This is a genomic window from Blautia acetica (genome assembly GCF_038739805.1).
In the GTDB taxonomy this organism is placed as follows: Bacteria; Bacillota; Clostridia; order Lachnospirales; family Lachnospiraceae; genus Blautia.
Window position 1 is genome coordinate 112,583 of sequence record NZ_JBBEWO010000005.1, and the last position, 14,850, is coordinate 127,432.

Annotated in this window: 17 protein-coding genes; all 17 read right to left on the reverse strand. The window is 48.2% G+C overall.

Annotated features, from left to right (window positions below):
* Positions 1–7: 7 nt before the first annotated feature.
* Positions 8–919, reverse strand: a complete 912-nt coding sequence (murB, locus tag WBS51_RS05270; RefSeq protein WP_291683183.1) for a UDP-N-acetylmuramate dehydrogenase — start codon at positions 917–919, stop codon at positions 8–10.
* A gap of 17 nt (positions 920–936) precedes the next feature.
* Complete coding sequence (locus tag WBS51_RS05275; protein WP_173748262.1) at positions 937–1,662, reverse strand: tRNA threonylcarbamoyladenosine dehydratase; 726 nt, start codon at positions 1,660–1,662, stop codon at positions 937–939.
* Between the two features lie 107 nt (positions 1,663–1,769).
* Complete coding sequence (locus WBS51_RS05280) at positions 1,770–3,695, reverse strand: DUF5107 domain-containing protein (RefSeq protein WP_294460587.1); 1,926 nt, start codon at positions 3,693–3,695, stop codon at positions 1,770–1,772.
* A 130-nt stretch (positions 3,696–3,825) separates the two neighbouring features.
* The gene (locus tag WBS51_RS05285; RefSeq protein WP_291683185.1) at positions 3,826–5,058 is read right to left on the reverse strand and encodes a GNAT family N-acetyltransferase; all 1,233 of its coding nucleotides are present in this window, start codon (positions 5,056–5,058) and stop codon (positions 3,826–3,828) included.
* 15 nt (positions 5,059–5,073) lie between these two features.
* Positions 5,074–5,508, reverse strand: coding sequence for a cupin domain-containing protein (locus WBS51_RS05290; RefSeq protein WP_173748259.1), 435 nt, complete (start codon positions 5,506–5,508; stop codon positions 5,074–5,076).
* Between the two features lie 44 nt (positions 5,509–5,552).
* Positions 5,553–6,779, reverse strand: coding sequence for an ethanolamine utilization protein EutH (locus tag WBS51_RS05295; RefSeq protein WP_294460596.1), 1,227 nt, complete (start codon positions 6,777–6,779; stop codon positions 5,553–5,555).
* A 58-nt stretch (positions 6,780–6,837) separates the two neighbouring features.
* A complete protein-coding gene (locus WBS51_RS05300; protein ID WP_294460599.1) occupies positions 6,838–7,377 on the reverse strand; it encodes a BMC domain-containing protein in 540 nt (179 codons plus the stop codon).
* Positions 7,378–7,380: 3 nt separating this feature from the next.
* A complete protein-coding gene (locus tag WBS51_RS05305) occupies positions 7,381–8,730 on the reverse strand; it encodes a 4Fe-4S dicluster domain-containing protein (RefSeq protein ID WP_294460601.1) in 1,350 nt (449 codons plus the stop codon).
* A gap of 18 nt (positions 8,731–8,748) precedes the next feature.
* Positions 8,749–9,030 (reverse strand): EutN/CcmL family microcompartment protein, encoded by a 282-nt coding sequence (locus tag WBS51_RS05310; RefSeq protein ID WP_173748251.1) that lies wholly within the window; start codon positions 9,028–9,030, stop codon positions 8,749–8,751.
* Positions 9,027–9,782 carry a hypothetical protein gene (locus WBS51_RS05315; protein WP_173748249.1) on the reverse strand — a complete coding sequence of 252 codons (756 nt, stop codon included), beginning with the start codon at positions 9,780–9,782 and terminating at the stop codon, positions 9,027–9,029. The genes WBS51_RS05310 and WBS51_RS05315 overlap by 4 nt, the downstream gene beginning before the upstream one ends.
* Positions 9,783–9,817: 35 nt before the next feature.
* The gene (gene eutJ / locus WBS51_RS05320) at positions 9,818–10,633 is read right to left on the reverse strand and encodes an ethanolamine utilization protein EutJ (protein ID WP_173748247.1); all 816 of its coding nucleotides are present in this window, start codon (positions 10,631–10,633) and stop codon (positions 9,818–9,820) included.
* A gap of 15 nt (positions 10,634–10,648) precedes the next feature.
* Positions 10,649–11,266, reverse strand: a complete 618-nt coding sequence (gene pduL, locus WBS51_RS05325) for a phosphate propanoyltransferase (RefSeq protein WP_294460609.1) — start codon at positions 11,264–11,266, stop codon at positions 10,649–10,651.
* Positions 11,267–11,268: 2 nt separating this feature from the next.
* Entirely contained in the window at positions 11,269–12,084 is an 816-nt protein-coding gene (locus tag WBS51_RS05330) for an ATP-binding protein (protein ID WP_173748243.1), read from the reverse strand.
* A gap of 61 nt (positions 12,085–12,145) precedes the next feature.
* Positions 12,146–12,430 carry an ethanolamine utilization microcompartment protein EutM gene (gene eutM, locus WBS51_RS05335; protein WP_173748241.1) on the reverse strand — a complete coding sequence of 95 codons (285 nt, stop codon included), beginning with the start codon at positions 12,428–12,430 and terminating at the stop codon, positions 12,146–12,148.
* Between the two features lie 30 nt (positions 12,431–12,460).
* Positions 12,461–12,745, reverse strand: a complete 285-nt coding sequence (gene eutM / locus WBS51_RS05340) for an ethanolamine utilization microcompartment protein EutM (protein ID WP_173748239.1) — start codon at positions 12,743–12,745, stop codon at positions 12,461–12,463.
* A gap of 30 nt (positions 12,746–12,775) precedes the next feature.
* Positions 12,776–14,251: an acetaldehyde dehydrogenase (acetylating) gene (locus WBS51_RS05345; RefSeq protein WP_173748237.1), complete on the reverse strand. Its 1,476-nt coding sequence runs from the start codon at positions 14,249–14,251 to the stop codon at positions 12,776–12,778.
* Between the two features lie 3 nt (positions 14,252–14,254).
* A complete protein-coding gene (locus WBS51_RS15220) occupies positions 14,255–14,836 on the reverse strand; it encodes a BMC domain-containing protein (protein ID WP_173748235.1) in 582 nt (193 codons plus the stop codon).
* Between the last annotated feature and the right edge of the window lie 14 nt (positions 14,837–14,850).

A 14,850-nucleotide genomic window follows, 5' to 3' on the forward strand; every position in this document is an offset into this window, starting at 1 on the left:
GCTCCTCCTAAAATTCTCCCAGAAACCGCACTTCCGGTTCCAGTTCTACTCCAAACTGCTCTTTTACCCGTCTCTGTACTTCATGAATCAAATCCAATACGTCCTGGGCCGTGGCATCTCCTTTATTCACCACAAAGCCGCAGTGCTTTTCAGACACCTGAGCGCCGCCCACTGAAAATCCCCGAAGTCCTGCGTCCATAATCAGCTTGCCTGCAAAATATCCCTCCGGTCTTTTAAACGTACTGCCTGCACTTGGCATATCCAGAGGCTGCTTTGTCACTCTGCGTTCCTTATAGTCCTCCATCTGCTCACGAATGGCCTGCCGCTGGCCCCGGCGCAGCTTCAGCACAGCAGAGACTACAATATAGCCTTTTTCCTTTACAATGCTGGTTCTGTATCCCATCTTCATTTCTTCCACCGACAGGGTAAGAAGTTCTCCCTCCTGGTTCAGCACAGTGACAGACTCCACAATATCTTTCATCTCACCGCCGTAAGCACCGGCGTTCATCATTACCGCCCCGCCTATGGTTCCCGGAATACCGGATACGGCTTCCATGCCTGCCAGACCTGCATCCAACGCTTCTTTTGCCGTCTTTGACAAAAGAGCCCCTGCTTTTACCAGAATCCGCTCGTCCTTTACCTCCATATCACTGAAGTTTTTTCCAAGCTGAATCACAACTCCCCTGTACCCTCTGTCGCTGACCAGAAGATTGCTTCCGTTTCCCTGTACGAAGAAAGGAAGATTCTCTTCTTTACAAATTTCTATGACTTTCTGCAGCTCTGCTGTGCTGTGGGGGCAGAGATAATAGTCTGCCGGTCCTCCAATGCGGAAGGTCGTATGATTTTTCATAGGTTCCTTCCATTTCACATTGTCGCTTCCCAGACAGCTGCAGAATCGATTTTCTATTTTATTTTCCATCTGAATACCTCTTTTATTTATTTCTGAAATACCAGGTCTCTAATAACCTCTCCGGCAATCATCAGCCCCGCCGCACCTGGCACAAAGGAGACGCTGCCCGGTACCGGTCTTTTGCTGCCGCTTCTGACTTCCAGCGGCGGCTCTTTCCGTTTTTTCTTTGCCACCACTTCTGTGGAAAACAGCACTTTCACCTTCTTGATTCTTCGCTTTTTTAACTCCGCGCGCATAACTTTCGCCAACGGGCACACGCTGGTTTTCGAGATGTCCGCTATCTGAAAACAGGACGGATTCAGCTTGTTTCCGGTTCCCATACAGGAAATCACGGGAATTCCCGCTTCCTTCGCCTTCTCAATCAGAAGCAGCTTGGCCGATACGGTATCCACGGCATCTATCACATAATCAAAGGCTGAAAAATCAAACAAATCTGCTGTTTCCTCGCCAAAAAAGGTGTCGTAAGTATGGACAACCGCGTCCCGGTTAATATCCAGAATTCTCTCCTTTGCTACCAGCACTTTCTTTTTGCCCATTGTGGAGCGCAGCGCCACCAACTGTCTGTTTAAATTGGTCAGGCTGACTTCATCATGATCTACCAAAGTCAGAGAGCCTACCCCGGCTCTTGCCAGAGCTTCCACCACATAAGAGCCCACTCCGCCGATACCAAAAACTGCAATGCGGGAATTAGCCAGTTTCTGAAGCCCTTCCCTTCCTAATAGTTCTTCTGAACGTGAGAATGCATGGAGCATTTTCCGTTTCCTCCTGTAATTATAATATCGTATTTTGACTGTAATCTTTTCTATTATACTATTGTTCCTGATAAAAGTATAGATGAGTTTTCTTAAATTTCTATATCCTAAAACGCTTTAAAATCATAGCGGTACGGAATCGCAGCCTTTACGGAATGCAGGTTTTCATACAATTCACTCCAGAGCTGTGCAATGGACTCCTCACCTTCCCGTATATCGTCAATGACCAGTCCTCCGTCTTGTTCCAGAATTTCATAAGCCTTCCTGTCTTCTCCAAGTCTGTGCAAAGCAGAAATATAGTAAAATTTCAGTTTTCCTATCTCCTGTACCTGGCTTTCCTGTTTCTCAAAGAAGTCCACAATCTCTTTATATGCTTCACATAGATGCAAAATTTTCAAGCCCTCTTTTAAGTAAGATACATTCTGATTTTCCATTTGCAGTCCCTGCAGTATCCATTTTGCCGCCTCCTGCGGGCGTTCTGTAAGCAAACAGACACAGGCCAGCCCGTGATTGGTCCACGGATTTTTCTCCAAGTCACAGGACTGGAGCAGAAGTTTCTCCGCAGTTTTATAATGTTCTTTCTGATAATATCCGATTCCCGCGTGATAATAGGCATACCAGTTGTCCTTATTGGAAGATTCCAGTGTATTCACAAGGAACTGCAGATTTTCTCCGTCTATGAGAAACTCATCCGGCACATTTCCGGCAGCCGGTTTATGCAGGACTCCTGTCTCAAAAAAGTGTTTCCAGATGTTCAGAGAATCAGACACAGCTAAAAATTCCAGATGTTCTGACCATTTGCCTCTCTGGACCAATGCACCGTATCCGCTTCCGCAGTTCACCAGCTTTGCCTTCCGCTTTGCCATGGGCCTGGTTTCTTTCAGCTTTTCTTCCATGGACGCTGTTCTTTTTCCAACTTCTAAAACGGCTGTTAATTCTGCTTCTCTTTCTTTATGAGATTTCTCTTTTATGTGCTTTGGCAGTGTGACCGGGCCGTATTGTTCCAGCCATTCCCAGGCTGTGTGAGGCGCCATAGGCACACAGCCGTACTGTGTTTTCCCAAGTCCTGCCTGAATTTCCACATATCTTCCTGCCTTGTCTGTGAGAAATTCCTGCCAGTGGTCAGAAGCCTGCCCATTCCCCCAGGAAAACAGCTTTCTGCTCCTTAGTCTTTTGGTTGAGGTATGTAAAAGCCCGTATCCCTCTTTATTCAGGTTTGCAATATACTTTGGCTTTTCTTCATCAATAGCGAAAAAGTAATCTACAGATTTCGGAATTTTCTTGTAATCCGTCACATCAACGCCATTTACCATGGGAATATCCCCTTTGAATACTGCGCCGTCTGCATAAGTAAAGGCTTTTTCTGCCGGAACTACAATTCGGCCGTCTTCATATTCCGGAACTGCCATATTGCTCCACCAGTACATGGGAATGACTTCCTCACTCTCATTCACAATCCTCATTCTGCAGTTTAAAGCCCGGTCCTCCTCTTCCAGCCAGAAGTCCATCTGGTAAGGAACTTTTCTTATACGCTCATATTCATACATACGCAGCACCGGCGCCCCTGTCTGTGTTTCTGTGACTGCCGTATATAAAGGCGCTGTGGTATAAGGGGTGTGGCCTATAATGCCCATATTCCACTCTACACCACCGCTGAACCAGGCATTCCGCACAGCCAGATTGCTGAACTGAAGAACGTCATTGGTATAAAGCAGATTTGTACCCGTTGTCTTATCCCACAGTTCCCAGAGTCTTCCTCCGTATTCCGGCAGAAATACCGCTTTTAAATACTGATTTTCCAGTATTGCCGTGGAAATCTCTTTTTCTTTCAGCTTTCTGGTATAACTGTTGTACTGCCGGTAGGGATAGGCATTTTTTCTGCGCCCGTACCCCTCATAAATTTCATCCTCCTCATCCAGACGAAATTCCAGATGATTCTGTAAAATATGTTCCCCCAATAAATCCGGCACACAAGATTCCGGCCCCAAATCAGCCCCCTGCATCCTGATACATTCAAACCGTAATTCTGACATATTTTGTTCCCTCCCATAAAATCTCTTCCAAGTGTTGTTATCTCTCATCATATCTTGATTTAAAAGGTATTTCAAGCACAAAAGAAGAAGTGTATCCGGAACTTTTCCCCAGGACACACTTCTTGGAATTTTAAAAATAGGTATAGTTTTTCGGCTTCTCCTTCCATCCAATGGCTCTTTGAATATCTTCCTCATATTTCCTGTCGCTGCACTCCATTCTTCCTGTCCACAAAAAAGCCGAAAGAGGAATGGCGCCCATAACAAGGGAGGATAAATCCGCAATATTGGTTTTCAGCACCACATCAGCTTCCCGGTCACGGGTCAGAAGCACCTTGTCCTCCTGTATATGGAGAAGAATACTTCCGTTATTCTGTTCCATGAAGTCATCTTCCACCTGCAGTTTTAGCGTGAATTCTCTTTCTACAGGCTGCTGACCGTGATTCTGTTGAGCAAAATAGCCCTTCAAATCCAAAATTCGGAACATATACCCCATGTTCCTTCTTCCGATTTCCTGAATAGCTCCGTCAAAGGCCCGATTCTCCCCGCTGTCCGGATTGGTAAACAGCATATGGAAAGATTCTTCATAAGTATAAATCCGCACCCGTTCTATCTGGTCTGTCTGGGAGGCAAAGAACGTCAGAAACTGCTTCATAGTCTCCATGTCCTCGCAGATAAGCTCCCGCACAACCAAGTCATGATACATATCTGTATAGTGTTCTACCTCTGCAAATTCAAAGGTGAGATATCCTGTGATTCTGCCCTCTCTTCTGCACACCACCACATAGGGCATATCAAAAATCCGATGCCTATCCATAAAGGGATGCAGGGTCGCCCCGTGGGTTTTCCCGGCATATTTCCTGTAAAACTCCAGAATTTCCTCTTCCTCCTCAGGCTTTGCGTAGGACAAGCCGGATTTGTCACCGTAGGAACGGATATACTGGGGACGGGGAGAATACATCATGGTTTCATTGCAGTAACCAAAGCCCATTTTGTAATAAAAGGCAGGGTTAAAAGGGTGCAGCGCACCCACGGTTCTGCCCGTCTTTGCGAAAAATCCCAGCCCTACGCGGACGAGATTTTTGGCGATGTGCTCTTTCTTGTGGAGAAAGCCGGTGGACAGATAAGCCGTTCCGCCCATCTGCATCCGCTTTCCCCGTACATTCACTTCAAAATCCATGAGAAGAGAAGAACCCATCAGATTTCCACTGTCATCAAAGCAGCCCAGATAACGCCCTTCCTCCGGGCTTTTCAATTCTCCCGCCATATTGTGAAGCAGAGCCTCCGGCGTTTTAGAGGGAAATCCCGTCACCACATTTCTCGCAAGCTGCGCTTCTTCTTCAGGCCGTACAAAGCGAATATCCATGCTTCTCTCTCCTTTTTACTGCCAGTCTGCCGGATATACGAAATACGCATATCGGGTCTTGGAAGGAGTCTGGAAGTGGATATGGGAATTTTTCGGAATATAAATAATATCTCCCGGATTTCCCGTTACCACGCGTCCGTCAATCTCAATTTCCAATACCCCGTCAATGACCAGGTCATACTCATCATACGTCAGCGTCCATTCAAAGCTGGTGTGGTCCAGTTCCATAATGCCGCATCCCATTCTGGGTGCTTCTTCCAGGGTCACCACATCTTTCAGCGCCACGCCTTCCTGTTGAAAAGGCTCACATTTTACAGTGTTTGTCTGAATTTTCAGGATTCCGCTGGGGTCTTTTTCCTTTACAAAATCTTCTTTGGGAGTTTCGGCTTTGGCAGATTCCGCCAGTACCCGCTTTACTACTTCACGAATCAGTTCTTCACTTACGTTCATTTCTGTCACCTCTCCTTTCGGAATGCTCTTTTTGTCTTATCTTCCTATTTGTCTGTCTGTGTGCTCTGTACCTTGGACAGCAGCTTCGGCGAAAGAAGATTAGCAAGAATCAGCGCTGTAATACCAGCCACCAGTTTTCCTACGATAACCGGGAAAATCATTTCGGAATTGACACCTGCGGTAAATCCAAGGTGATCGCCGAATACAAAGGCTGCACTGACTGCAAATGCAACGTTTAACAGTTTTCCTTTTGGGTTCATCTTATCCATAATATTAAACATGGCAATGTTGTTGGCCAGTGTTGCTACCAGACCTGCAGAACCGTTTTCGTCCATACCGAATTTCTTGCCCAGGGCATTTAAAGCCTTGCCGAACGTACGGGTAATCCAGAGTACCATAGGGAAGGCACCGATTAACACAATAGCAATCTGCCCACATGTCAAAAGTCCGGATTCCAGAGGGATGACACCGTCTGCGTTTGGCTCTACCATGATATTGAACAACGGAAATTTAATTTTTGTCTGGTACTCAAAAACAGCGATGGCTGTCAAAGCTGTAATAACGATGGTAACGCCTGTACCGAATTTGTTAAATCCGCTGATCATTTTTGCCGGTGCAAACCACAGCCCCAGAACAATGAGACCTGCGATGATAATAACCGGAATCAGGTTTACTAAAATAGTCAGAATGTTAATCTTGTACTGGGTCATGTTCATAACCAGACCGCCGACGATACAGCCGATAGGAATGGTAATCATACCGGCGAGAATACCTGCGCCCAGATATGGTCTGTCTTCTTTTTTAATAATGGAAAGGGCTACCGGAATGGTAAATACCAGAGTAGGTCCCATCATGGTTCCCAGAATCAAGCCTGAGAAGTTACCCAGTGTTTCCGTTCCTGCCAATTCCATAGCCAGGGGGTATCCACCCATATCACAGGCCAGAAGCGTGGTGGCAAACATAGATGCATCTGCGCCCAACAGTTCGTAAATGGGCACGATAATCGGTTTTAATAAAATAGCCAGTACCGGTGCTGCGGCAACAACACCTGCCATAGCCATAGCCAGCGGCCCCATAGCGTTAAATCCTTCTTCAAACTGCTCTCCGTATCCGTGTTTGTTGCCCCGGATTTTATCCACGGCGCCCACAATCATAAAAATCATCATGACTAAAATGATAACTGAGTTTACAGATAAACCGGAAACCCAGTCTTTCATACTTTGTGTAAAAACCTCGACATTGGTAATATTGTCAATTAATTCCTGAAACATACTTACCTCCTCCTGCTGCCCCGTCTGACGCTGCAGCCTTTTTCTCTTTTCAATGTGGTTACAGCAAGGACTGGAAAACCTGTGGAGAAGGCCGCGGAATAACGGTACTTTCCACATACAAATCTTTATCCTGTTTTGCCGCTGCTACGGCAGCCCGTACTGCACCTACATCTCCGGTCAGAGTTACAAAACCCTTTCCTCCAATGGCATAGCCGATACGCACTTCTATTAACGTGATGTTCGCCGCCTTGGCCGCTTCATCAGCCGCCAGAATGGCAGAAGCCACGGAATAAAATTCCAACACGCCCACAGCCCCCGGACTTTCCACGGCTACGGTTCCGGTAAGCGCCGGAATCAGCTGTTCGTGTACATTGGAAATCCGCAGGGAATCCACCACATAAGCGCCGCCTTTTGCCAGTCCTTCCTCCATTGCGACCTTCACATCTCCTGTGTCACCGCCTACAATGATAATATATTTTCCCGGACAAACTGTGGAAGAGCGTATCAAATCTACCTGCGCGGCTTTTACCATAAAGTCGCTGGTTTCAATTCCCCTTGCAATGCTGGACAGTTCCACCATACCGATTGCTTTGCCCATGCTTTATACCTCCTCTCCACAGATTCTGATGTATGTATCTGTCACTTCTTTTACAACCCCTGCCAGTCCTGTATGAATATTTACCGAAAGACCTTCCGCCGCCTGGGCCACCAGATCGTTTTTTTCCACATACTCACCCTCGTGTACCACAGCCTGAGCGGGTTTGCCGATATGCTGAGACAGTAAAATCCGGCACTCTTTCACTTCCAGTTCTTTTTCTGCAGGAAGTTCATGTGTGACATACGGGGTCAGTTCCAGTCTGGCGATGAGCCGCTCTGTGGGAATCTTGCGATTCTGTATGGCTTCTCTGGCCTCCGGATGCATGTTTTTCTGCGAATTGATGCCTTTTTCTCTCAGCAGTCCTTTTGCGTATTCATTCATTTTCCTCGGGGAAAGTCCCATGGGGCAGGCAAACATTTCACAGACGCCGCAGCTGCAGCAGTTCACTGCACTGCCAAACGCTTTTTCATACTCTGCCGCATCGGTGAGCATGCTCTCTTTCCATAGATTTCTCATGACTACGTTCGGTCTTACTTCATGCCCCAGCATAAAACGGGGACACATATCCGTACACATTTTGCACTGGATACACGCTGCCGCAGCCTGGCGAATCATACGCTCTCTTGGCAGTTCGCTTCTCTTTACCAGATAGTGGTCTTTGGGCAGTACCAGAAGATTTCCTGTAGTCTTTGTCACCGCAGCTCTGCGGATTTCTTCCTCTTCTCTCAGCATTTTCCCCATCATGGGACCGCCCACAAGGACTGCGTACTCCCGTTCTGCAAGTTCTGCGTCACCGAGTATCTGTGTAATGGGGGTTCCCAGGGGCACATGATACATACCTGTGTGCTTCACTGCGCCGGTAACGGAAAGGTACTTTTCCGAAACAGGTTTTCCCTCCAGTGCGTCTGCAATGGAAAGCACGGTTCCCACATTATCTACCACACAGCCCACATCCAGAGGCAGCCCTCTTTCGGGAACACTTCTTCCTGTGACTTCCTGTACAATGACCTGCTCATCTCCTGCGGGATAAAAAGTTCTCATACCGCAAATCTCCACTCTGGCGTTCTGACGTTCAATTTCCGCCTGCAGAGCAGCGATTTCTCTCTTATATTTTGCCTTTGTGGCAATGACACAGTGCTCTGCTTCCAGATGTTCTGCAATCCGCACTGCCGTCCTGATAATTCTTTCGGGAAATGTCCTGCAGAGATACTTGTCTGTTTCAATCAATGGCTCACATTCTGCCGCATTGATGATAAAATACTCTGCTTTCGCATTCAGCTTCACATAGGTGGGGAAACCGGCGCCGCCGGCTCCCACGATTCCCGCTTCTTTGATGGTTTCTACGAAACTCATTGCCTCACCGCTTTCCGCTTAAATCCTGTCTTCCTCTATTTCCTGGTCGTCTACAATGCCCACCACAGTGGCGTCCACGGGAATATCCCTTCCCCCTGCCGCATTCCGGGCAGAACTTCCGCCTACATAAATCACTTTTTCTCCCACTCCGGCGCCGATAATGTCCGCCGCTACAATGGGATACTCGATGGGTTTATCGTCCAGCAGATTTACCGGCTGAATGACCAGAAGCTTCAGCCCTGCCAGTTTTTCCTCTTTTCTGGTTGCCCAGATGGTTCCGATAACTTTTCCTGTTTTCATAGGCGCTGTTCTCTCTTTCCTGAGGAGATGTCTCTGCGTTCTATGAGAATTTTATGTTTTGCTGCATATTCCTTAGCCAAATCGGACAAAATGGATTTCTCTCTGATTATCACCCGTTTTATCCGCTGATTTCCCAGAGAAATCATATCCTTTTCTGTAATGATTTTCTTGTCCAGTACAGCTTCCGGCAGTTCTTCTGCACAATCCCCGTCCGTGTCTGCAGCTGCCTCTGCATGGCTGCAGGCCGGCTCTTCCGGACACCCCTCCGGGGCTTCTGTGTCCGCGCCGTGCAGAATCAAATCCGGTATCTGCTCATGGGCAGCAATCATCAGGCCGCTGTCCTTTAACATCTGCAGATTGGCTTCCAGCCGTCCGTAAAAAGCCTTGGGCGCGGTATCCCGGTATTCGTAAAGCTCAATGCCTTCTTCTGCGGCATAGATTTTCTTTCCCTCTAAAAGCGCCTGTCCCAGAAGTCTGGTGAAACCATTGTCAAAAATGCCATGGGAAATTTTTCCCAGCGCTTCGTTTGACAGGGTATAGAGCACCACGGCCTCACAGTCCTTCACACTGCACTGATAATCGGCAAGCAGAGCGCATTCCATGCGGTAATATCTGCCAAGTTCTGTGTTCTCCAGCGTTTCATGGCAAATAGTTCCGTGTTCTTCGGTGAGTACCAGAATGGAAGGCAGTTGTATGGCCTGCAGTTTTTCCTGCACTCTTTTACAGATTTCGTTTAACAACTCTGTGTCCACGCGATTCTCCTCCTTTCTGCTTTTTTCTGCCTGTCTTATGCAGGCTGACAGTTCATGGCAATTCCGGCCGGAGTTACCAGGAACGGATTTTCCGGCTTAACTGTTTTGATTCCTGTCTCTTTTTCAATGATTTTTTCAATACCCGTCAGACAGCAGGTGCCGCCGCACAGGTAAATGGTATCAATATCTTTCCCTTTTACATAACGGTTGATGATGGTGGCAATTTTTTCTACCACGGCTTTCAGCACGGGAAGAATTTCCTTGTGTCTGCTGTAATCCTGTTTGATTTCCTCTGCCTCGGCAAAGGGAACGTGATAATTGCCCGCAAGCACCAGAGAAAGGTGAGTGCCGCCTGTAGGCTCATCTTCTACCTGTACCACTTCTCCGCCTTTTAAAATGGCAAGCCCGGTGGTCCCGCCGCCGATGTCCACAATAACGCCGTCCTGAATCTCATACACGGCGTTGGCGGAACTGGGTTCGTCCAACACGGCTGAGACTTCAAAGCCCGCCCCTTCTGCCACATAGCTGTGGGTTTTTGCGCTGCTCTCCGTGCCGGCCGGCATGGCAATGGCACAGTTTATCAGCTCTCTGCCCAGTCTTTCCTCCAGCTTTGCCTTTAAGCGGCGGACAATGTCCAGGGCGCCGGAATAATCCACAACCACCCCGTCCCGCAGCACGCTGGCTGCCTGCTTCTCACATGCCACCGGATTGTTTTCTTCATCTAATACCACAAGAACAATGTAGGCAGTCCCCAGGTCTAATCCCACTTTCAGTTTTCCTTTGGCAGGAAAGGTCTTCGTCTCTGATTCCGCCACACGTCTCATAAATTCTTCCACATGCCTGATATCCATCTGCAACTGCTCTCCTTACTGTTTCCGTATAATCTTACCCAGGGTAAATCCCCGGACTGACGCTGCATTTGCCTCGTCGAAATCAATGTGCATTCTGAAGTTAAATGCATCGCTGACGCGGACAATGACATCATCAAAGGTTACCGGACGCTCGCTTAATATTTTTACGCTGACATGCTCTTTATCGGAAATCTGCAGCATTTTTGCCACCTCTGTGGGAACATGAATGTGGTTGTGCGCCACAATGGTTCCCTCGGAAATAGCAATACTGCCGGCAGGTCCTTCGATAATCATAGGGGCAGAGCCCTTCACATCTCCGGATTCCCGAAGCGGCGCCTGTACCCCAAGGGCTACGCAGTCGCTGACAGAAAGTTCCACCTGAGTGGCTTTCCGCACAGGGCCAAGCACTGCCACGCGTTCCTTTTTCCCTTTCGGGCCTGTCAGTGTCACCCGCTCTTCGCTTAAAAACTGTCCCTTCTGGGAAAGGGGGCGCTTCTCATGCAGCACCTGCCCTTTTCCAAAAAGTTTTTCCACATCTTCTTCTGTGAGATGTACATGGCGGGCGGAAACCTCTACCTCTACCAGTCCGGCCTTTGTCATGGTGTCCAGCACTTTGTTTATCAACTGTTCCATGCTTACTCCTTATAGCCCTCTGCCAGATACTTGCACATGATGATGTGCATGGCACTGGACATTCGGTTCAATTCTTGAATAATATCTTCTCTATTGTAGCTTCTTCCCTCATGAAAAGCGGTTGCTGCTGCCACTTCTGCTTCACGGACGGCTGCCCTTAGCTGATTCAGAAGTGCATAAGCCTTGCCCAGTGTATAATCCGGAAGCACCATCTGCTTTACATTGTAAAACTTCATAGGGTTATGAGAATGTTCCCTCAGTTCCGCATGGCTCAGTCCAATGATGCATTCCCTGCGGAAAGGTTCGTCCATGACATCACACCGCATCATTTCTCTCAGGCTCACCAGAATGTCCTGCAAATCATCAAGCAGTTTCTGGGATTCTCCCATTTCCTGAAGAATGGTCTGATTCAGGACAAAAAGTGTTTCCAGACTGTCCAGTTTGCCGCGGAAGAAAATCCGCTTATGGTCTTTTGGTACCAGTGTGTTGCCATACAGATGGGTCATATGCTCGGGTTTCTCATAATAATAAGCGCCGGTTTCATAATCCACAAATTTCGGCTTTGCCTCCTTTTCCACCTGTACCTCCGGCATAGGCAGAACTTTTGTGGCCTGCATCTCTGGTTTTTCTTCCCGCTCTTCTGTCTGCTGACTTTTCTTTGCGGTTTTGATCCCTTTCCCGTCCTCAATGCGGATTTTACACTGCTGTAAGTATTCTCTTGCAGCCGGAGAGAGGATTTTTCCCTCCGGCACAGTATAAGTTTCTGGGGTAGATGCCCGAAGTTCACTGCGTAATATAGCCTCTGTTATCACTTTCATATCAGGTAATCCACCTCCTCTCGCTGCTGTTTACAAAGCCAGCAGCCTGTGCTGGCCGCTTTTATTTTGCAAGAGAGGGCAGAATGGATTCCACTTCTTCGTGGGGCCTTGGGATTACATGAATGGAAATCAGTTCGCCTACGCGTTCCGCTGCAGCCGCACCTGCGTCTGTTGCCGCTTTTACCGCGCCTACGTCACCTCTTACCATAACGGTTACAAGGCCTCCGCCTACATGTTCTTTTCCAATCAAAGTCACATTTGCTGCCTTTACCATGGCGTCTGCTGCTTCTATGGACGCTACCAGTCCTTTTGTTTCAATCATTCCAAGTGCCTGTTGTGCTGCCATATTCGTATCCTCCTTTTGTTCTGTTTCTGATTATCTGTTTACAGATGGCAGAATTGCCTCTACTTCTTCATGTGGTCTTGGGATTACATGGATGGAAACCAGCTCGCCTACGCGCTCCGCTGCGGCTGCTCCTGCGTCTGTAGCTGCTTTTACTGCGCCTACGTCACCTCTTACCATAACGGTTACAAGACCTCCTCCTACGTGCTCTTTTCCAATCAGAGTCACGTTTGCTGCCTTTACCATGGCATCGGCTGCTTCTATGGACGCTACCAATCCCTTTGTTTCAATCATTCCAAGTGCCTGTTGTGCTGCCATATTCATATCCTCCTTTTGCTTTTCTCATGTTTAAGAATTCTGAAGACGCCTGATAATTTCGCTTACCACTGCGTCAATATCAATATCATCGTATTTCTGCGGTTTGCAGATACCTTCGGAACAGTCCGGAAGCTTGTTTCGGATGTCTTCCAGTTCGGAAAGCCCCTCTGCCACATAGCGCAGGTTCATCAAATGCTTCGGTCCCACATTTTCAGAAGTTGCACTTCCTCCTACAGCGCCGCAGCCAAGGGTCAGAGACGGCTGCAGCCCTGTGGTTCCTCCGATACCGCCAAGCGCGCTGGGGGTATTGACAATAATTCTGGAAGCGGGAATTCTCTGTGCGAAATAAGTTACCATGCTCTCATCTTTCGTGTGCATGGAGAAGGTATGTCCTGCGCCTTCGTAGTGAAGGATTTCCGTACAGAGTTCACAGATTTCCACATAGGACGGCGCTGTGTAAAAAGCCAGAATCGGCGCCAGTTTTTCGTTGGAATACGGGTGTCCTCTTCCGATGCCGGTTTCCTCTGCCACCAGCACTCTGGTATCTTTTGGTATTTCAATTCCTGCCAAATCTGCAATGACCTGTGCAGATTTTCCCACTATCATGGGATTCATGGTTCCGTTGGCTCTTAAAATAAAGCTTCCCAGCTTTTTCATCTGGTCCGGCATCAGGAAATAAGCGCCCTGTCGTTCCATCTCGGCCTGTACTTCCCTGCGCATCCCTTCCTCGCATACCACGGACTGCTCGGAAGCACAGATAGTGCCGTTATCAAACGTTTTGGAATCCAGAATCCGTTTCACAGCCAGTTTCACATCTGCTGTCTTCTCAATATAGGCCGGGCCGTTTCCCGGTCCCACGCCGATAGCGGGAGTTCCCGATGAATATGCGGCTCTTACCATAGCCGAACCGCCCGTAGCCAGTATCATAGAGACGTCCGGGTGGCGCATAAGATTGTCTGTCGCCTGTATGGTCGGAATGGTAATACAGGATACCAGATTTTCATTTCCACCTGCCTCTGCAATGGCCTGACGGATAACCTTTACGGTTTCCAGAATACTGTTTCTTGCGTTGGGGTGGGGAGAAAATACAATGGCATTTCCCGCTTTAATGGCAATCTCTGATTTATACAATGCGGTGGAGGTAGGGTTTGTAGAAGGAATCAGTCCTGCAATCACCCCTACCGGAACTGCGATGGTACGAATTTTATGTTCTTCGTCCCGGCTCAGTTCCCCTATGGTTTTCATATCTTTGATGTGCTGGTATACGCCGTCGCTGGCGAATACGTTTTTGATTACTTTGTCAGCCTCTACGCCGAATCCGGTTTCTTCATGTGCCAGTTTTGCAAGACGCTGTGCATTTCTTACGCCTGCCTGTGCCACAGATTTCACGATTCTGTCCACCTCTGCCTGGCTTTTTGCTGCCAGTTCCTGCTGTGCAGACTTGGCTTTTTCTACCAGTTCGCGTACTTCCTGTACTGACAAAAGGTCTTTGTCATATAACTGCATAATCTACCTCTTTTCTCCGGTAATTTTCAGGATAGCCTCAATCAGTTCCTGCTTCTTGGCAAAGCGGATTTCCTGCGGGGTCAGACCGGTGAGTTTCAGTTTCCGTGCCAGAGTTCTCAGTTTGGCTACGGTCATCTTCCCCATTTCCTCTCTGGTATAAACCAGCTCTGCCTCAACCGGATTTTCTGTCCTGCTCTCTTCGGACTTCTGTACGGGCTGCTCTTTCTGTTCTTCGGCGGGTGTGTTCTCCGGCTCTTCTGCTGATACTTCTGCCGGGGATTCTTCCGGTACCATATCAGCTTTCTTCCGGTGTTCAGGGTGTGCAGTGAGCATGCTCTTTACGTCCTTATCAGGCCGCGGAATCACATGCACGCTTACCACTTCTCCCACTCTTTCGGCTGCAGCCGCTGCGGCATCTGCCGCAGCTTTCACTGCACCTACGTCTCCTTCGATAAGCACAGTCACCAGACCGCCTCTTACCCGAACCACATCTACCAAAAATACATTGGCAGCCTTTAATGCACTGTCCAAAGCCTCTACTGCCGTAAGGTAGCCGTATGTCTCAATCATTCCCAGTGCATTCATGCTTTACCTCCGCC